Annotated in this window: 16 protein-coding genes; 4 read left to right on the top strand and 12 right to left on the bottom strand. The window is 70.6% G+C overall.

What is annotated here, in order from left to right:
• Positions 1–49 precede the first annotated feature (49 nt).
• From OO69_RS42215 to OO69_RS42190, 6 genes are all read right to left on the bottom strand, one after another.
• The gene (locus tag OO69_RS42215) at positions 50–1,867 is read right to left on the bottom strand and encodes an FAD/NAD(P)-binding protein (protein WP_051801628.1); all 1,818 of its coding nucleotides are present in this window, start codon (positions 1,865–1,867) and stop codon (positions 50–52) included.
• 388 nt (positions 1,868–2,255) lie between these two features.
• Complete coding sequence (locus tag OO69_RS42210; protein WP_033286271.1) at positions 2,256–2,858, bottom strand: GTP-binding protein; 603 nt, start codon at positions 2,856–2,858, stop codon at positions 2,256–2,258.
• On the bottom strand, positions 2,842–3,198 hold the full coding sequence (locus OO69_RS42205; protein WP_033286270.1) for a DUF742 domain-containing protein: 357 nt from the start codon (positions 3,196–3,198) through the stop codon (positions 2,842–2,844). Before OO69_RS42205 ends, OO69_RS42210 begins: the two co-directional genes overlap by 17 nt.
• Positions 3,195–3,623, bottom strand: a complete 429-nt coding sequence (locus tag OO69_RS42200) for a roadblock/LC7 domain-containing protein (RefSeq protein ID WP_033286269.1) — start codon at positions 3,621–3,623, stop codon at positions 3,195–3,197. The genes OO69_RS42205 and OO69_RS42200 overlap by 4 nt, the downstream gene beginning before the upstream one ends.
• The gene (locus OO69_RS42195; RefSeq protein WP_051801626.1) at positions 3,620–5,881 is read right to left on the bottom strand and encodes an ATP-binding protein; all 2,262 of its coding nucleotides are present in this window, start codon (positions 5,879–5,881) and stop codon (positions 3,620–3,622) included. The genes OO69_RS42200 and OO69_RS42195 overlap by 4 nt, the downstream gene beginning before the upstream one ends.
• A gap of 205 nt (positions 5,882–6,086) precedes the next feature.
• On the bottom strand, positions 6,087–7,250 hold the full coding sequence (locus tag OO69_RS42190) for a DUF5685 family protein (protein ID WP_199811137.1): 1,164 nt from the start codon (positions 7,248–7,250) through the stop codon (positions 6,087–6,089).
• A 333-nt stretch (positions 7,251–7,583) separates the two neighbouring features.
• Between OO69_RS42190 and OO69_RS42185 the strand changes: the two genes are divergently transcribed.
• Complete coding sequence (locus OO69_RS42185) at positions 7,584–8,024, top strand: cell division protein SepF (protein WP_019059292.1); 441 nt, start codon at positions 7,584–7,586, stop codon at positions 8,022–8,024.
• A 57-nt stretch (positions 8,025–8,081) separates the two neighbouring features.
• Here the strand turns inward: OO69_RS42185 and OO69_RS42180 are convergent, their stop codons facing one another.
• Positions 8,082–9,272: an acyl-CoA dehydrogenase family protein gene (locus OO69_RS42180; RefSeq protein ID WP_033286267.1), complete on the bottom strand. Its 1,191-nt coding sequence runs from the start codon at positions 9,270–9,272 to the stop codon at positions 8,082–8,084.
• 367 nt (positions 9,273–9,639) lie between these two features.
• Positions 9,640–11,241 (bottom strand): MFS transporter, encoded by a 1,602-nt coding sequence (locus tag OO69_RS42175; protein WP_033286266.1) that lies wholly within the window; start codon positions 11,239–11,241, stop codon positions 9,640–9,642.
• Positions 11,242–11,501: 260 nt separating this feature from the next.
• Here OO69_RS42175 and OO69_RS42170 point away from each other — a divergent pair, with 260 nt between their 5' ends.
• Positions 11,502–12,644 (top strand): glycosyltransferase family 39 protein, encoded by a 1,143-nt coding sequence (locus OO69_RS42170; RefSeq protein WP_033286265.1) that lies wholly within the window; start codon positions 11,502–11,504, stop codon positions 12,642–12,644.
• Between the two features lie 258 nt (positions 12,645–12,902).
• A complete protein-coding gene (locus tag OO69_RS42165; protein ID WP_033286264.1) occupies positions 12,903–13,940 on the top strand; it encodes a phosphatase PAP2 family protein in 1,038 nt (345 codons plus the stop codon).
• 99 nt (positions 13,941–14,039) lie between these two features.
• Here OO69_RS42165 and OO69_RS42160 read toward each other — a convergent pair whose 3' ends face one another.
• The 4 genes from OO69_RS42160 to OO69_RS42145 form a co-directional block, all read right to left on the bottom strand.
• Complete coding sequence (locus OO69_RS42160; protein ID WP_033286263.1) at positions 14,040–14,255, bottom strand: I78 family peptidase inhibitor; 216 nt, start codon at positions 14,253–14,255, stop codon at positions 14,040–14,042.
• Between the two features lie 262 nt (positions 14,256–14,517).
• Complete coding sequence (locus OO69_RS42155) at positions 14,518–15,519, bottom strand: helix-turn-helix transcriptional regulator (protein WP_033286262.1); 1,002 nt, start codon at positions 15,517–15,519, stop codon at positions 14,518–14,520.
• A 49-nt stretch (positions 15,520–15,568) separates the two neighbouring features.
• On the bottom strand, positions 15,569–16,864 hold the full coding sequence (locus OO69_RS42150; RefSeq protein ID WP_033286261.1) for an ABC transporter substrate-binding protein: 1,296 nt from the start codon (positions 16,862–16,864) through the stop codon (positions 15,569–15,571).
• Positions 16,833–17,387 (bottom strand): hypothetical protein, encoded by a 555-nt coding sequence (locus OO69_RS42145; protein ID WP_033286260.1) that lies wholly within the window; start codon positions 17,385–17,387, stop codon positions 16,833–16,835. The genes OO69_RS42150 and OO69_RS42145 overlap by 32 nt, the downstream gene beginning before the upstream one ends.
• A gap of 122 nt (positions 17,388–17,509) precedes the next feature.
• On the opposite strand from OO69_RS42145, the gene OO69_RS42140 reads away from it, so the two are divergent.
• Positions 17,510–17,986, top strand: coding sequence for a hypothetical protein (locus OO69_RS42140; protein WP_033286259.1), 477 nt, complete (start codon positions 17,510–17,512; stop codon positions 17,984–17,986).
• Positions 17,987–17,992: the final 6 nt, after the last annotated feature.

The following is a 17,992-nucleotide window of genomic DNA, read 5'->3' as shown; positions in this document are numbered from 1 at the left end:
CGGAGAGGGCCAAGTCCTCGATGAAGCCCGGGACTTCACAAGCTCGGGACTACGCGGCAGCCCGACACGCGAGGTCGCGCAGGAACGCCAGCACGGCTCGCGCGGTGGCGTCGTTCTGCCGGAAGGCCGGCCCGCCGGTGCGCGGCCGGGTGAACGCGCCGGGCGTCCGTACATCGGTGTAGGGCCCGAGCGCGAACCGCCGGGGATGCGGCCGCCCGTCCCGGTCGAGGGTCCGCCCGTCGGCGCGGTCCACCCGCAGCAGCCCCTCGGGACTCTCCACCACGGCCCCGTCCGCGTGGAGTTGACGCAGCAGCGGATCGACGGACCGCCCGACCGTGGGCTCCGGCAGCCGCGCCTCGACCAGCGCCCGCGCCTCGATCGTCACCCCCGGCACGGTCGCGCTCGACGCGCTGAACACCCCGTCCTCGGCGGCTACGGCCATGTCCGCACCGACGAACCGCACGACGCCGGCCCGGGACAGCGCGAGGAGTTGGCGCAGCCGGGGTCCGGGCGGCCCGGAGGCGAGGTAGCTGAAGAAGCCGTGCCACCAGGGCCCGACGTCACCGAGCCGGATCAACTGCCCGTAGACGGAGAGCAGTCCGAGGAACACAGCCAGGTCCTGGCTGTTGGACGGGTCGTGACGGCGACTCAGATCGCCCTCCACATAGGCCCGTAGCCCCTCCTGGAACTCCTCGTGCGACCCGTACCGCACCCCGTCCAGCGGATGGTCGAGCGCCGCGAGGTCGAGCCGGTCGGCGGGGTCGGGCACCGCGGACGCCACGAGGGCCTCGCGGTCCGCCACTTCCCCGGCCGCGTACTTCTCCTCGAAGTCGGTCCAGGCGACGCTCGTCCGCTCGGGGTGCACACCGAACAGCCGGTGGTAGTGCGCGAACCCCAACTCCTTCTCGATCAGCGGCCATACGTCCCGCCGGAAGTCGAAGCCCCCCGGCAGCGCGAGCACCGCGTCGACCTCGGCGGGCCCGAAGAACCGTGGCAGCGGCGGCCGTTCACCGCTCCACTCGTAACCGATCTTCGAGTGGTACGGCACTCCGCGCCGCGACCCGACGTACAGCACCGGCTCCTGCCCCGAGGGGACGTAGGTGTCGCCGTCGTAGCGTCCGCCCCTGCCCTCCGTGAGCAGGACCATCAGGTCGACGAAGGCGAGGCCGAAGCCGCGGACGAGGACGGGTTCGCCGGGGGCGAGGGAGGACAGGTCGCTGTCGGCGGTGAAGTCCGGTGGCAGATGGACCAGGTCGTGGGCGCGGGCGTAGGCCGCCAACTCGCGCTGGTCCTGGTCGAGTTCGGCGTCGAGGTGGCCGAGGGCGAGGACGACGAGGTCGGCGGGGAGCGGGTCCGGGCCGCCCTCCAGCCAGACCTGCTGGCGTCCGTCGCGCGGGCCACTGATCCTGAGGGCCCGCCGCGGGTGGTGGTGGACGGTGACGCCGGGCGGCAGCGCGGCCACGGACCGCTCGTGCACCCAGCGCAGATAGGAGCCCTGGAGCTGGCGGTCGGCGAAGGTGCTGCCCTCGATGTCCGCCCATTCGTGCAGCGTGGGACCGGGGCGTACCGGACCCTCCATGACCACCGTCTCGTCGGTGAACATGGTGACGTCCTCGGCGTGCGAGTTCATCCACAGCAGCGGCGACTGGGCGGCGCGCCAGATGCGTCCGGCGCCCGGCGGATGGGGGTCGACGAGGTGGATGTCGAGGCCCTCGACGCTCTCGGCGCCCGAACTGGCGTACAGCTCGGGCGCGTTGGCGGCGATGCGCTCGATCAGGCCGGTCCCCCGCGGTCCGGCCCCGACGATCACGAGCGAGAGCCTTGTGCCCGGGGCGGCGGATACGGGGGTGGGTATGTCGGAAGACATGCGAAGACTCCGTGACGTGAGCAACACGGGCGAATGCCTTCACACAGGGCGCCTGGGCGGCACCGTACGGCCGAGCCCCTCAGCAGGGCCGTCCACCGAGGGTACGGCGCCGTTTCCCCTTGCTGTCAAGGTTGTCCATACTGTGGGCGCTACGTCTCAAGTCGGTTGACGCCCAACCGGATGCCTGTTCCACTTACCCCATGCATCCACAGCAGTGGCTGGTCAAGCGCTCCCACATCGACCTCGGTCGAGTGTGGTCCTCCTCCTGTTGAGCTGACCCACTGCACGCCCTGATCCCCGGTTCTCCCGCCTGATCGGGCGTTTCTCCCGCTCTCCCGCCTTCACACGCGCACCCCTCCCCTCGCGTTTGCCTCCTCGTATGTCTCCTTCACCGCGCCAGCGCCGCCGTCGTACGGCGCCGTGGTGCCGCCCGGACCCCGATCACCCGGTCCATCAGCGCTCCCAGCACGTCCCGTACGGAATCGCGGTTCCGCGCGTCGCACTCCAGCACCGGCACGTCCGCGCCCAGCCCGAGCGCCTCCCGGACCTCGTCCACGTCGAACCGCTCCGCCCCGTCGAACCGGTTCACCGCGAGGACGAAGGGCGCGCCCTGCGACTCGAAGTAGTCGACCGCCGGGAAGCAGTCCTCGATCCGCCGGGTGTCCACGAGGACCACCGTGCCGAGCGCGCCCTCCACCAGGTCGTCCCAGAGGAAGGAGAACCGGTCCTGCCCGGGCGTCCCGAACAGGTACAGCGCGATCGTCGGGTCGAGCGTGATCCGCCCGAAGTCGAGGGCGACGGTCGTGGTGGTCTTCGCCTCGACGCCCTCCAACGAGTCGACGCCTACGGAGACTTCGGTGATCGCCGCCTCGGTGTCGAGGGGTTCGATCTCCGAAATGGCCCCGATGAACGTGGTCTTGCCGACCCCGAGGCCGCCGCTGACCACGATCTTCACGGCCAGCGGCACGATCTTGTCAGAGCGCCCGGACATGGTCCCTGATCCTTTCGAGCATCGGGAGCGGCAGCTCCGCGGGTTGCCGGCAGGCGAGTTGCCCGGCGACGACGAGGTCGGAGATGAGCACCTTGGCCACTCCGAGGGGTACGCCGACGCGGTGCGCCACCTCGGCGACGGTCGTCGGCTGTTCGCACACCGCGACGATGTGGCGCCGCTCGAACGCGAGCGACGGATCCGGCACGCCGACGGCGACGACCAGCGTCTCCAGCCGCAGATCGGCCTGGAGAGGCTCGGACCGGCCGCCGGTGATGATGAACGGCCGGACGAACGTCGCGTCCTCGTCAGGTTCTACGTCCCTGGGCTGTTCACCGTTCACCGTGGCAACGCCTGCCGCAGATCGGCGATGAGCGTCGGGGTGAGCAGATCACCCGCCCGCTCCGCGAGCACCGCCATCTCGTAGCCGACCAGGCCCAGTTCACCGCTGCTGTCGGCGAGGACGCCGAGGCAGCTGCCGTCCCGGATCGCCGAGACGAGCAGGAAACCCCGGCCCATCTCGATCATGATGAGCTTGACCCCGTCGAAGCTGTACCGCTTGGACGCGCTGCGGGCCAGACTGCTCAACCCCGAGACGATCGCGGCGAGATGGTCGGCCTCGGTGCGCCCGAGCCCGTCCGAGACGGCGATCAGCAGCCCGTCGGAGGAGACGGCGACCGCGTCGCGTACGCCGTCGGTGCTCTTGACGAAGTTGGCGAGCAGCCAGTTGAAGGTCTGCGAGTCGTGCGGGGTGTCGACGGTGGTCACTTGGCGGCACCCTCGTTCGTGTCGGCGTTCTTCGCGGCACTCTTCCCGGTCTTCTGCTGCTTCTCCTTCTCGACGCTGATCCCGCCCCGCATGTGGGCGCTGCGCAGGGTGGAGAGCATCCCCGAGACCTGCTCGGGGGTCCGTTCCGGGTTGGGCGGTGTGGTGGGGGCGGGCCGTCCGGTCCGGTCGGTCTCGCTCACCGCCGCCGCGATACCGCTGCGCTGCGGCCGCTTGACGAGGCCGTTGCGGGTGCGCGCGGCGGACGAACCGCCCTTGGCGGCGACCGGGGGGACCACTGCTTCCGGCTCCGGGCTCTCCATCGTCTCCGCCTCCGCCTTCCTCGGGGCGGGAACCGCCGGCCCCTCCTCGACCCCCTTCTCCGTCAACAGCCCCGCGGGGATGAGGACTCGGGCGACCACACCGGCCGCCGGTGCCTCGCCGAGCCGTACCTCGATACCGCACTTGCGGGCGAGCGCGCCGACCACGAAGTGGCCCAGGAACCGGGTGGGTTCGGCCATGAAGCTGGCCGTGCCGGACAGCCGTACGTTCGCCTCGGCGAGGGCCTGGTTGTCCATGCCGAAGCCGTGGTCGACGATCGCGACCAGATACCCGGCGCTGGTGCGCCGCCCCTCGATCTCCACGTCGGAGTCCGGCGGCGAGAAGCTCAGCGCGTTCTCCACCAACTCGGCGAGCAGATGGGCGATTTCGACGACGACGGAGCCGGTGACGAACGCGGGCTCGATCCGGCGCAGGGTGACCCGGCGGTACTCCTCGACCTCGGACAGCGCGGCGCGCAGCACGTCGTTGACGGCCAGCGGCGTGGACCAGGGGCGGGGGCTGGACTCCCCGGCGAGCACGAGGAGGCTTTCGGCGTTGCGGCGCATACGGGTGGCCAGGTGGTCGAGTTCGAAGAGGTTGGCGAGGGTCGCGGGATCGGCGTCCTCGTGCTCCAACTTGTTGATGAAGCTGATCTGACGGCGCACCAGGTTCTGGTTGCGACGCCCCAGGCTCACCAGGGAGTCGGTGGCGTTGCGCCGCAACACGGCCTGCTCGGTGGCGAGTTCGAAGGCGGACCGCTGCACCCGGTCGAACGCGTCGGCCACCTCCCGCACTTCGGCCCCCGCCCTGTCGGCGACGGCGAGCGGAGCGGGCGGCGTCGGCGCCGCCCCGGACGACCCGTCCTGTACGGCGGCCACGGCCTGCGGCAGCCGGCTGCCGGCCACCTCCCGTGCCTGCCGGGCGAGTTCGACGAGCGGCGTGGAGACGGACCGTACGCAGTCGAGGGCCAGCGCGCCGAGCGCGACGACCGTGGCGAGAGCGAGCAGCAGGAACAGCAGCAGGTCGCGCTGGGCCGAACTCTCCAGCTGGGCGGCCCTGTTCTCGACATCGGTGCCGAGGGTGATCTGGACGTTCCGCATCCCGTTGATGGTGGAGGTCATGGCGTCCCACCAGGCCATGGGCGGGATCGCGCTCGACTTGAGCTTCCCGGTGCCGTGCACCGCCTTGCTCTCGTACGTCAGCGCGCGCTCGGCGTCGGGCGTGGTGAGGGCGGTGTTCAGACGCCGTTCCTGTACGGCGGTGGCCGAACGGGGGAAGGCGTCGAGGGCGGCCAGGCGTCCGGCGCGGATCTCCATGAACCGGCTGTAGTCGTCGCCGCGGAACTTCCCGGCGCGCACCGAGCCGAGCACGATGGCACGCTCCTCGCCGGTGAACTCCTTCGCGTTGCCGAGGACTTGGAGCGCCTGGTAGGCGTCGCGCAGGGTGCCGTCGTGGACGTCCTCGAGGCCGAGGTCGAGCCGGTCGAGGACGGTGATGGTGGTGGTGAAGTAGTCGAAGGTGTCCTTCACCACGCCGGTGCCGTCGTCGGCGTCCTTGCGGATGCCGGCGAGGCCGTCGAGCCGGCCGAGGGACTCGCGCACGGAACCGGCGGCGGAGTCCTCACGCCCCTTCAGGGCCACGTCCAGCTGCTGGCGCGCGGTGTCGGTCGCCTTGCGCTGCGCGGGCAGCTTGGCGCTGAACTGCTGGACACCGCCGACGTATCCGGTGGTGAGTCCGCGCTCCTTCTGCAGTTCGTGCACGAGCCCCTGGAGGGTGATTTCCAGGCGCGCGTTGTCGGCGGTCGCGGAGGCGTTGCGATAGGCGGAGATCTGGTCGGCGGCCGCGATACCGAGCAGGGCGAGCAGGACCGCGAGGGCGAGGACGAGAATCCTCAGCAGCCTGGCGCGGATGCTGGTGGTCGCTTTTGTTGTGACGTCCACTGAAGTGCCTTAAGTGGGTGGCGAGTTGATCAGAAGTCGAACCTGGGGCAGAAATGGTTCTGCTCCCGACCAACGACACTCATGGCACACCGGTCACCGGATCATGTTTTTGTTTTACCGCTCTGAAACACCGTCCGCCGGACACCGCAGGTCGGTCATGATCCCCGTGTCGCACGTATACAACGGTGGTGACAGCCCGTCATGGTCAGCAGTCGCAGCACGACACACATTCACAACATTCGCAGCATTCGCACGCGTCACAGCACGAGCAGTCACAGCTGGAGCAGCATCCCTCGCGCCGCCGCCCCGACCACGGCCCCTCGAACTCGTCGGCGCAGCACACCTTGCAGGTGCAGCAGAGCCCGAGGGCCACGGCGCACCCGGCCCAGAACCCGCGCCCGTCGGGCCGCGGGGGCTCACCACCGTAGGGATTGCCGTCGTGCCGCGGATCGCCCGGCAGATACGGAGTCCGCGGCGGCCCGAAGGCGTTCTCCGGCCCGTGCCCGCACGACTGGGTGCCGAAGGCCCGGTCCACCGAGCGCCCCAGTTCGTGCGCGAGCAGCAGATGCGCGAGCTTGGCGTCGACGAACTCCGCCTCGCGCAGCGCGAGCCGTATTCCGTGCAGCGCGTCGTCGGCGAGCCGGCGGGCCTCGGGGAGCGGGGTGCCGGTCGCGGTGAGGGGGTTCCAGGCGCCCGACGCGGCGTCGGACTCCTTGTCCTCCACGGCGTCCAGCAGATGCGCGAGCCGGCCGAAGAGGCGCCCGGCCTCGGCCAGCGGTACGGCGTTGCCCGGCCGTCCGGCCAGGACCGCGGTGTGCGCGAAGGCGGCCGCGGTGGCGGTCTCGGTCGGTTCGGTGACGGTCAGGATCGGCGTCCCGGGCCCGGCCAGGGACTCGATGCCGAACTGCCGCTCCACGGCGTCGACGAGTACGGCGGCGTCGAACCCGACCGCGGAACCCGTCCGCGCCCCGGCCCGCCCCCAGCTCCCGGCGACCCGCCGCGCGGCCAGCGCCACCGGCCTGCGGGCCAGCAGCCCGTCCCCGTCGGCGACATGGTCACGCACCTTGGCGGAGGCGAGCACCAGCGAGACGGCCGCCGCGAGCCGCGCGCCCTCGCCCTGCGCGACGGACGCGGTCCGCATCCCGCGCAACGGGCAGGGCCCGGCCGTACGACGCCATCCGCCGCCCGCGCGCTCGACCTGAGCCTCCGTCAACACTGAGAGGAGCAGACCGTCGTAGTTCGTGACAATCCTCGCGAACTGCCCGTGGTCCCCGCGCAGCGCGAGGCACAGCCCGCACAAATGCGCCATCCACTGGGTCTTGAGGCTTTCACCGAGTCTGTGACTGCAGGGCCGGACCATTCCGAACACGACAACCCCCCGTGGCGTGAACGACATCTGACTGGGCATCTGGAGATCGATATGGCATCTGACCGGGCGTTGAGCAGCCGCATCCCATCGACCACTCCGTTCACCCGTACGCACCAGCCGTCACCCGGACGCCGGGAAGAATCATATTTCACTCTCAGTCAGCAGCCGTGTCCAGCAACACCCTTGATACACGGGGGCCCTCGACGTATTGGCTGTGCACCAGTAGCGTCACAAACCCCCCGCGCGGCGTCTATCCACTTGGCGCGCGATCCGCATCATGGATGACCATAGGGATGCGGAAAGCAAGTAAGACCGCTGTGAGAGGAGGCGTCCATGGGATCGGTACGCAAGGCGAGTGCTTGGCTTGGACTCGTTGACGACAACGATGACGAGCGTTACTACGACGACGACTACTCCGAAGGGACCGAGCAGCCCGGGGATGCCTGGGTCACGGATCCGCGGGTGAAGGTGGCGGAGGACGTCGCCGAGGTGAAGGGCCGGCGGATCGGCACGGTCACCCCGGACAGCTTCCGCGACGCCCGCGCGATCGGCGAGCTGTTCCGGGAAGGGGTTCCGGTGATCGTGAACCTCACGGCGATGGAGGCGACCGACGCCAAGCGCGTGGTCGACTTCGCGGCCGGCCTCACCTTCGGCCTGCGCGGCACGATCGAGCGGGTCGCGAACCGTGTCTTCCTGCTGACCCCCGCCAACACGGAGATCGTCAGCGGCGACCCCGCCGTGCGCCGTGAGGACGGTTTCTTCAACCAGAGCTGAGGCAGGGCCGCTCATCGGCCCTGCCTCCCGCAGGGTTGTACGGGACTTCGGGTCTTCCTAGCGGAAGGCGTCGAGTCCGGTGAGCGCCTTGCCCAGCACGAGCTGGTGCATCTCGACGGTGCCCTCGTACGTGAGCACCGACTCCAGGTTCGTCGCGTGCCGCATCACGGGGTACTCCAGTGAGATCCCGTTGGCACCGAGGATCGTCCGTGCCGTACGGCAGATCTCGATGGCCTCCCGTACGTTGTTCAGCTTGCCGAAGCTGACCTGCTCGGGACGCAGGCGCCCGGCGTCCATGCGCCGCCCCAGATGGTGGGCGAGCAGAATCCCCTTGTGCAGTTCGACCGCCATGTCGGCGAGCTTGGCCTGGGTGAGCTGGAAGCCGCCGATGGGCCGCCCGAACTGCTCCCGGGTCTTCGCGTATTCGACCGCGGACTCGAAGGAAGCGCGCGCCGCGCCCATCGCACCCCACACGATTCCGTAACGAGCGTGCGACAGACAGCTGAGCGGACCCTTCAGTCCTACGACCTCCGGAAGCACGGCGTCGGCGGGCAACCGGACGTCGTCGAGGACGAGTTCGCTGGTGACGGATGCGCGGAGTGACCATTTGTGCTTGATCTCCGGGGCGGAGAATCCGGTGGTCCCGGTGGGTACGACGAAACCGCGGATCCCGTCGTCGGTCTGTGCCCATACGACGGCCACGCCGGCGACCGACCCGTTGGTGATCCACATCTTGCGGCCGTTGAGGACCCAGTCGCCGGCGTCGCGCTTGGCGTAGGTGCGCATGCCGGCGGGGTCGGAACCGTGGTCGGGTTCGGTGAGCCCGAAGCAGCCGATGACGTCGCCGGAGGCCATGCGCGGCAGCCAGGTCTGCTTCTGCTCCTCACTTCCGAAGCGGTGGATGGCGTACATCGCGAGGGATCCCTGCACGGACACGAGCGACCTGATCCCGGAGTCGGCCGCCTCCAACTCCAGGCAGGCGAGCCCGTATTGGACGGCGGAGGCACCGGCGCACCCGTATCCGTCGAGCGACATCCCGAGCGCCCCGATGCCACCGAGTTCGCGGGCGAGCTCCCTGATCCCGGGCAACTCCCCGTTCTCGTACCACTCGGCGACGTACGGCAGCACCCTGTCGGCGGCCCAGGTCCTGACCGTGTCCCGGATCGCGAGGTCCTCGGGGTCCAGCAGGTCGTCGAGGCCGAGGGGGTCGGCGGGGTCGAAGGGGGGCAACTTCGGGGACGCAGCCATGACACAGCCTCCGGCATTTAAAACTATCAGCGCTAGTTAGCGGGACGGGTCGACGTTACGACGACGGGTGTCATGCGTCCAGCGTGTCTCCTCACCCCAAGCCCTTTCCCACCCGCCCGCCCGTGCGGGGCGGTTGCGATGGACCGTTTGCCGTGGGGGGCGGGCGCCGTTGGCGGCTGCGGCCGAGTCCGAACGCTACGAGCCTCCGTCACGGCCCGCGCAGCCCGCAGCCCGCAGCCCGCAGCCCGCAGCCCGCAGCCCGCAGCCCGCAGCCCGCAGCCGCCAACGGCGGGCGGCCCCCACGGGAAACGTCCACCTTTCCATCGCCCGTAAACGGGCGGTGCGTGGGTGGGAGAGCTCCGTGACCTCAGGCGGAGACGCGGGACTCCGCTACTTCCCTCGGGGCAGGGACCGCGGCCAGCGGCGCCTCGCACTGCATCACTCGGGGGAGCCTCAACGCCATCACCGCGCCCAGCAACAACAACCCCGCACTGACGAGCAACGTGACATGCAGGCCGTGGACGAAGGCGTGCCGAGCGGCGTCACGCAGGGCCGCTCCACGCTCCCCGCCGAGACGCCCGGCAACGTCATACGCCTCCCCCAGCGAATGCCCCGCCGACGCCGACGCGGACGCCGGTACACCGGGAACAGACGACAGCCCGGGCGCGTACGCCGCGTTCATCACGCTGCCGAGGAGCGCGATGCCGATCCCCGCGCCGAGTTGGTAGGAGGTCTCACCTATGGCCGCCGCGCCCCCCGCCTGCGCCGGCGGCGCCTCGCTCAGCATCGACTCGTACGCCCCGAAGAGCGTCATCTCCAGCCCGAACCCCAGCAGCAGGAACCCGAAGAGCAGCAGCCCGGTGTTGTCCTGCTCGCCCATCGCGATCAGCGTCAGTACCGAGAACGCGGTGAGGCAGAACCCGAAGCACACCATCCGGCGCGGGCCGAACCGCCGGAGCATCCGCGCCCCGAACAACCCCGCCGCCATCGCCGCGAACGTCAGCGGCAGCAGTCGTAGACCTGTCTGGAGGGGCGACAGGCCGAGGACCAGTTGCAGGTACTGCGCCGCGATCAGCTCCAGGCCCACCAGTGCCAGCATCGCCAGCACGATGCAGCCGACGGACGTGCTGAACGCCGGCCTGCGGAACATCTTCAGGTCCACCAGCGGATGCGTACGGCGCCGTTGCCGTCGTACGAAAAGAACCAGCAGCACCGCGCCCACGAGCAGCGGAGCCACGGTCCACCCGCTCTCCACCGGCTCCCCGCCACCGAGCCGCTTCACGCCGAAGACGACGCCGAAGAGACCGCCCGCGGCCATGAGCGCGCCGACGACGTCCCACGGGCCGTTGCGGTCGCCGCGGGACTCGGGGAGCAGGAGGCGGCCGATCGGGAGGCTGATCAGCATCAGGGGGATGTTGACGAGGAAGACCGAGCCCCACCAGAAGTGTTCGAGGAGGAAACCGCCGAGCAGGGGTCCCACCGCCGCGCCCACCGCCGCCACCGCGCTCCACACGCCGATCGCCACCGCCCGCTCGCGCCGGTCGGGGAAGACCTGGCGGAGGATCGAGAGCGTGGCCGGCATGATCATCGCGCCGCCGACGCCGAGCAGGGCCCGCGCGAGGATCAGGACCTGGGCGTCATGGGCGAGGGCGGCCAGCCCGGAGGCGACGCCGAAGAGGCCGTAGCCGAGGAGCAGGATGCGCCTGCGGCCCACGCGGTCGCCGAGCGTGCCGAAGAGGATGAGGAGCGAGGCGCAGACCAGCGGATAGACGTCGACGATCCAGAGCAGCTCTATCGCGCCGGGTTTGAGGTCCTCGGTGACGGCGGGCACCGCGACATGGAGGACGGTGGCGTCGAGCGCGACGAGCAGCAGACTGACACAGAGGACGACGAGGACGACCCAGCGGTTGGCACCGGCCCCGGCCGCCCGACGGCGCAGCGCTGCGGCGGCCGTGGTCGTCCCGGACATGAACTACCTCCCAGATGATCCCTCGCGTTCGGCGGGCTCACGGGGTGGGGACTCCCCGTGACTGCGGCCGGAGAGGAGCGGTGTCTCCGACCCGCGCAACGAAGGCGAGTGAGCCGTCAGCGTACGCGAGTTCACGCCAATGCCACGTGGCGGACCTCTCACACTCCCCGGAGAACACGTGTGGCGTACACCACTCACCCTTCTGTGGACCACGCCCCCGCCGGGCCGGCCGGTTCCGGGTCCCCTCGATAATCGGGTCCGTGAACGATCTCGCAGCACCTCTGCGCCGGGCGGCCCCGGCCCTCCTCGGGTACGCCGCCGTCCGCGCCCTGGGCCTGGTGGTGCTCGCGGTGTGGAGCGCGGCGCGCGGCAAGAGCGCCCACACCTTGCTGACGGCGCGGTGGGACGCCCTCTGGTACACCCGGGTCGCCGACCTCGGTTACGGCTACGAGGTCCGCCTCCCGAACGGCGACGTCCACTCGAACCTCGCCTTCTTCCCGCTGTTGCCCTGGCTGGAAAGACTCATGCACGCCGTCTCCCCGCTGTCGTACGCGGACGGCGGTCTCGTGGTGAGCCTGCTCGCCTCGCTCGCGGCGGCCTGGGGGATCTTCGCGGTCGTGGAACACGTCTACGGCCGTCGCGTGGGCGTGTGCGCCGTGCTGCTGTGGGCCGTGCTCCCGGTCGGGATCGTGCAGTCGATGGCGTACAGCGAGTCGCTCTTCACGGCGCTGGCCGCGTGGTCCCTGTACGCCGTGCTGACGGGCCGCTGGCCGGCAGCCGGGGTCCTCGCCCTGTTCGCCGGTCTCACACGGCCCGTGGGGCTCGCCGTGGTGGCCGCGGTGTGGGTCGCCGGCATCGCCACTTTCGTGCGGGACCGCAGCACGGCGCCCACGCCCGGCGCGCGGGTCTGGCCGCGCGCCCTCGGGATGGCGCTCGCGCCCTTGGGCGCCGCCGGATACGTCCTGTGGGTCGGCCACCGCATCGGCAAGGGCCCGCTGGGCTATCTCGACGTGCAGGCGGGCTGGCGCAACGGTTTCGACGGGGGTGCCGCCTTCGCCCGTTTCGTCGGCGAGAAGTTCACGTCGTTCCCCTCGGCACTGGCCGGGGTCGGGCTGATCGTCGGGGTCGCGCTGGTGCTCTGGCTGTACGTCGTGGGCGTCCGGCAGGGCCAGCCGCTGCCGCTCCTGGTGTACACCGGCGTCGTCACCGCGCTCGCGCTGTGCGCGTCGAGCTACTTCGGCTCGAAACCGCGCCTGCTGATGCCCGCCTTCCCCCTGCTGCTCCCGCTCGCGCTCGCCCTGGCGCGGCTGCGTACGTCCAGGTCAGCGTGGGTGGTGGGCGGGGTCGCGGTGGCGTCGGCCGCGTACGGGGCGTTCTGGCTGAACGGCTCCGGCCCGCCATGATCGACTCATCCCACCCCATGATCCACTCGTCACGCTCCATGAGCGCCCGGCCAATTTCACCCCAGCATTTGGTGAACTAATTCATAAGGGCCATAAAACTCGACCCGGCATGATCAAAGGAATTGAAGGACGGAGCGGTCCTGGATTGCGGAATCCCCGGAAATAAACCTGCTCCTGAGAGCTTTCCCACATCACATCGTCATCACAAAGCCGCTGATTCGACGGGGATCCACACTCACTCGCTGTAACGTCGATTGAGTGCGTACCGAACGAAACCTCACCCGTCTGGACCGGGTGTTCGCGAGGCTGGACCGTGAACCTGAACGGCCGGCCAACATCGATGTGCCGAAGATGAGCCGGCACAGGGTCGTGCTCTTCGCGGCGACCCTGGCCTTCTATCTGGCGATCGTGTGGCTCGTCGTGACCACGTCCTGGCTGGTCCGGTTCGACTGGCAGGTCATGTTCTTCCGGCCGTACCAGCAGTGGGCCGGCATCCACTGGTTCGTCGACTACTACGTGGTCCTCGGCCAGCGCGGCCCCACCGCGGTGATGGTCGCGGCCTGGCTGGGCTGGCGCTCCTGGCGGCAGCACACGCTGCGCCCGCTGCTGACCCTGGGCACCCTGCTGCTCCTGCTGAACATCACGGTCGGCGCGGCCAAGCTCGGCATGGGCCGCCTCGGCCCGCACTACGCCACCGTCATCGGCTCGAACGAGATGGGTCTCGGCGGCGATATATTTCCCAGCGGCCACACCGCCAACGCGGTCGTGACCTGGGGAATCCTGGCGTATCTGGCCTCCACGCCGGCCGCCCGCCGCTGGCTGTCCGCCGCCTCCGCGGTGACCTCGCTCGGCGTCGGTCTCGCCACGGTCTACCTGGGCACGCACTGGCTGAGCGATGTCCTGCTCGGCTGGGCCGCCGGTCTGCTGGTCCTGCTCGCCCTCCCGTGGTGCGAGCCGCTGATCGCGCTGGCGGAGACCCGCATCTTCGACTACCGCGACCGCTGGCGGGCCCGCCGCGGCGGTAGGGCGCCCGCACCCGCGCCCGCCTCCCCGGTCACCGCACCGGTGTTGCTCAAGCCGCGCGCGTCCTCCTCGGGCGACGAGGTCCCGGCGGCCCGTGAGACGGTCACCGCGAGCCGTTCGGCCCGGCCACCGGCCCATCTCGCCCCGGGCCCGCACACGACCCGCTCGGAGCGCACCCCGGTCACCCCGATCGGCAGCCGCCGCCCGCCGCACCCCGACCGCGTGGCCCGCGGCACCACCCCGGCCGCGGCCCGTCCGGCGGCGGGCGGCTGACGGCCGCACAGACCGCGGGGCCGGTACGCACAACCATCCCCGCGCATCAAGAAGGCCCCCGTTCCGCCAGCGGAACCGGGGCCTTCGTCACCTCCGCGCTCAGCCCTTCCAGGCGCGCGCCACCGTGCCGTCCCTGACCTCGAAGTTGAGCCGTCCCACGCGGAACTCCATGGTGATGATCGCCCCCGGCGGCAGCGACCGCACGGTCGGCCAGCCGCGCTCCCGCGCGAGCCGCTCGGCCTCTGCCGCGTCGAGGCCCACATAGCTGTTCGGACTGTCCTGGGGCTCTGCCGGTGGAGTCGGAATGGATGCCATGCCCGCCACGCTAGCCCCTCTCGCGCTCTCTCCGTCCCTCTCCGGTCACACTTCTGTCACAGGATCAGGACGTGTGTTTTGTTCGGCATCCCTCACACGTATGAGCGGTTCCGTACGCCTTCCGCAGGCATTCGAACGTAATTCCCTCATGTCGGTCCGGCTCCCCGAATAGCCCCGCGGAAAGTGCCGTGAGAACCGGCTGGGTGCCCCTTTCCATTCCGATTCCGTGCGGTACGGCGGGAGCTGACGCCGCATAAGAGTTTCACCGTTCCAGCACAGAATCGCCGTGGGCTCCCCGGCCCTGCCGGTCCAGCGCGCGGGACAGCCGGTCCCGGGCCGTCCTGATCCGCTCGGTCAGCTCGACGGGCTCCAGGACCTCGAAGTCGAAGCCCATCATCATCACGTGGATCACCATCAGATCGAGGTTCGGAGCCCCGGTCCGCAGCAGACAGGCGTCCGGTCCGTCGGCCTCCAGCGTCCCGCCGGACGGTGAGATCCGCGCGGCCGCCTCCTGGAGGGGCACGAGCAGCCGGACGACGGCGTGCGAGGCGTACGCGCGCGTGGAGACCCCTTTCGAGACGTGCGCGGCGAGGTCCTCGGCCGGTGGCTCACGCGGGGTGAAGCGCGGCCCGTGCGGCGGCCGGGGCGTGATGCGGTCGACGCGGAAGGTGCGCCAGTCCTCGCGGTCCAGGTCCCAGGCGACGAGGTACCAGCGCCGCTCGGTGCACACCAGGCGGTGCGGTTCGACACTGCGCCGGGTCGGGGTGCCGTCGTGGCTCTCGTAGTCGAACCGCAGCCGCTCGGTGTCCCGGCACAGCGCGGCCAGCTCGGTCAGCACGGCCGGGTCCACGGCGGACGGCAGCGTGTTGTGGAGCATCGGTACGGTGAACGCGTTGAGGGCACCCACCCGGCGGCGCAACCGGCTCGGCAGCACCTGTTCGAGCTTGGTGAGCGCGCGTACGGAGGTCTCGCCGATGCCCTCGATGCCCTGCCCGGCGGCGGTGCGCAGCCCGACCGCCACGGCGACCGCCTCGTCGTCGTCCAGCAGCAGCGGCGGCAACTCGGCGCCCGCGCCCAGCTGGTATCCACCCCCTGTGCCGGGACTGGCGTTGACGGGATAGCCCAGCTCCCGCAGCCGGTCCACGTCCCGGCGCACGGTACGCGGGGTGACCCCGAGCTGGTCGGCCAGGTCGGCGCCGGACCACTCGCGGTGGGCCTGGAGCAGCGAGAGCAGACGCAGGAGTCGTGCCGAGGTCTCCAACATGGTCGAAGTCTCTATCAAGGACGGTCCGGGTCAGAGGCGGCGGCCCGCGTCAAGGGCGGTACGGCAGTTGCGGCACCTCGAAACACGTGCGGTTCATGTCCCCCTGCGGGACCCACCCTTTGCCGTCCTGCCAGCGGGCCACGGACAGACACGTCCTGCGTGTCTTCGGCGGTTCGGCGAGCCGCTCGAAGGAGACGGGAACCAACAGCCCGTCGGCGGTGTAGTCCTCGCTCCGGTTCATGAACCCGTCGATGCACGCGCGCGTGACGCCCGTTCTCGCACACGCCCGGGCCGCGTCCGTGAACCACATCGCCGCCGCCCACCCCTCCAACTGCCACTGGGAATGCGTCTTCAGCCCCTTCGTCGCGTCCCTGAAGTCCCGTACGGCCGCCTGGGAGGTGTCGTCGAAGTCGCGGCTGGACCCGGTCGCCCACAGGGCGTTGCGGCAGCGCGGGGCGTTCTTGTAGTCCTCCGGGACGGTGGATGTCCAGTTCTGTACGTTCGTCACCTTGGCGATGACCTTCGCGCCGACCTCGTCCATCGCCTCGCACAGCTGGGCGTTCCCGTGCGTGTCGATGGCGTCGAAGACCAGGTCGGCACCCTGCTGCTTCAAGTCCGCTGCCACGGCGCGGAAGTTGGGCAGCGCGAAGTCCACCTGCTCAGTGACGACCTTGTACCCCTCGGCCTTCAGACCCTGTTCGACGAGCCGGGCGTAGGCGGCGGACGCGGCCTGGTTGTACGACACGACGGCGGCGGTACGGGCACCCCGCTCGCGCTTGAAGTACCGGTAGACCTCGGTGCCGCCGTACAGCTGCCCGCCCCAGCCCGGGGTGCCGACGCGGGGCGCGAGGCTGCCGTAGATGCCGTACAGGTGCGGGTACGTGTCGTAGGCGGGCCCGATGGGCTGGCCGCCGATGTCGGGCACGCGCGCGTGGGAGACGCGGGAGGCGCCCGCGTAGTCGAGGGCGGTGGTGGCGACCAGGGCGACGACCTTGTCCTCGTCGATCAGTCGGTGCACGCACGCGTTGTTGCCGACACCGCTGCCGCCGTCGTCGCACAGCCGCACCTCGACCGGGTGTCCGTCGATGCCCCCGCGCGCTTCGAGGCGGTCGAAGTACGCCTGGGCGCCGTCGCGGGGGCCGGTGAAGGTGTCGCCGCCGACCGGGCTGGTCGCGCTGGTGATGATGCCGACCAGGATCGGCGTACCGCTACTGGGCGCGGGCGTACGGGAGTTGCCGTGCTCGAAGTCGCTCTCCGGGAGGCGGCTGCCGCAGGCCGTGCCCGCGAGGAGCAGCAGCACCGCGGCAGCGGCCTCAGCAGCCCGACCCGGGCGACTGCGAGGCATCGCCGCTCAACGCCACCAGCGCGCACAGGGTGTTGACGGACACCTTCCAGGTACCGCCCTGTTGGACGGTCGTCCCGGAGGCGTTCGGGAGGGCGGTGGCGCCGTTCAGGGTGAGGCTGTAGGTCACGGTGGCCTGGGTCGCCGACGTGAACTCGACCTTCTGGACGAGTGCTTGGACCTGGCCGCCGCGCTTGTCGCCGCTGAAGGCCTTGAGGACCGGGCCCATCTTGTCGCCGTTCTCCAGGACGGCCTGTTTGTCCGCGCTGGAGCTGGCCGGGTCGAAGAACTTCTTCCAGTTGGCCTTGATCTGGGTCGTCGCGGCGGCCGGGTCGGCGGGCGCGGTCGCCGGGGCGCTCGTCGTCTGCTCGACGGACGGGGTGGGCGGCGGCGCGCTGCTGCCGCCCCCGCTGTCATCGCTGCAGGCAGCGAGTACCGGACCGAGCACGAGGACCATGGCCGCCGTAACTACCGTGCCCCGCAAGCGCCTTGTGTTCCTTCGCCTGAGGTCGCTCCCGAGAACCATGTGGCTCACCGCCGGGTGTCGTTCCGGGCCGTGCTCGCCCGGTGTTTTCAGGTCAGGTGTCAGAAGGCATAGTGCAAGCCATTGGCCGGCATGGACAGACACACGACGTGTGGGGGCCGTAAATGCGGACAGCCCGACTGCGGACCGTGCACCCCGCCCTGTGGGCCGGCTGGGCCGCGCTCGCCGCGGGCGCCGTCCTGTGCGTGATCGGCTGGTACGGCGTCTCCGGCGAACGCTACGCGGAACGCCAACTCCCCTATCTGGCCTCCTGCACGATCCCCGGCGCCGCGCTCATCGTCGCCGCCGCGGTCCTGCTCACCCACGGCCGCTCCGCCCTCGCCGCCGCCCGCGTGGAGAAGCTGTACGGCCTTCTCGTGGCCGCCGAGCCCGCCGACGCGGAGGAGTCCGCGCGGGCCGCCGTGACGCCCGTGGCGGTCAGCGGGGACCTGCTGATGGTGCCGGGCGGCACGTTGTGGCACCGCGCGGACTGCCCGTTGGTCGCCGGGAAGCCGGAGGCGGTGCCGGTGGACTCCAAGCTCGTGGCGAACGGCGAGTTGAGCCCCTGCCCGATCTGCGAACCCGCCGAAGCCGACGACTGAAGCCCC

The organism is Streptomyces sp. NRRL F-525, from assembly GCF_000716605.1.
Taxonomy (GTDB): Bacteria; Actinomycetota; Actinomycetes; order Streptomycetales; family Streptomycetaceae; genus Streptomyces.
Note: the sequence above shows the minus strand (reverse complement) of the source record. Positions and strands in the feature narration are given on the sequence as shown.

What these genes read in the sequence shown, in the direction of transcription:
- OO69_RS42210 (WP_033286271.1), bottom strand. Translation starts at nt 2,858, where the DNA reads ATGTCCGGGCGCTCTGACAAGATCGTGCCGCTGGCCGTGAAGATCGTG.
- OO69_RS42140 (WP_033286259.1), top strand. Translation starts at nt 17,510, where the DNA reads ATGCGGACAGCCCGACTGCGGACCGTGCACCCCGCCCTGTGGGCCGGC.
- OO69_RS42215 (WP_051801628.1), bottom strand. Translation starts at nt 1,867, where the DNA reads ATGTCTTCCGACATACCCACCCCCGTATCCGCCGCCCCGGGCACAAGG.
- OO69_RS42150 (WP_033286261.1), bottom strand. Translation starts at nt 16,864, where the DNA reads ATGCCTCGCAGTCGCCCGGGTCGGGCTGCTGAGGCCGCTGCCGCGGTG.
- OO69_RS42145 (WP_033286260.1), bottom strand. Translation starts at nt 17,387, where the DNA reads ATGGTTCTCGGGAGCGACCTCAGGCGAAGGAACACAAGGCGCTTGCGG.
- OO69_RS42175 (WP_033286266.1), bottom strand. Translation starts at nt 11,241, where the DNA reads ATGTCCGGGACGACCACGGCCGCCGCAGCGCTGCGCCGTCGGGCGGCC.
- OO69_RS42155 (WP_033286262.1), bottom strand. Translation starts at nt 15,519, where the DNA reads ATGTTGGAGACCTCGGCACGACTCCTGCGTCTGCTCTCGCTGCTCCAG.
- OO69_RS42185 (WP_019059292.1), top strand. Translation starts at nt 7,584, where the DNA reads ATGGGATCGGTACGCAAGGCGAGTGCTTGGCTTGGACTCGTTGACGAC.
- OO69_RS42180 (WP_033286267.1), bottom strand. Translation starts at nt 9,272, where the DNA reads ATGGCTGCGTCCCCGAAGTTGCCCCCCTTCGACCCCGCCGACCCCCTC.
- OO69_RS42160 (WP_033286263.1), bottom strand. Translation starts at nt 14,255, where the DNA reads ATGGCATCCATTCCGACTCCACCGGCAGAGCCCCAGGACAGTCCGAAC.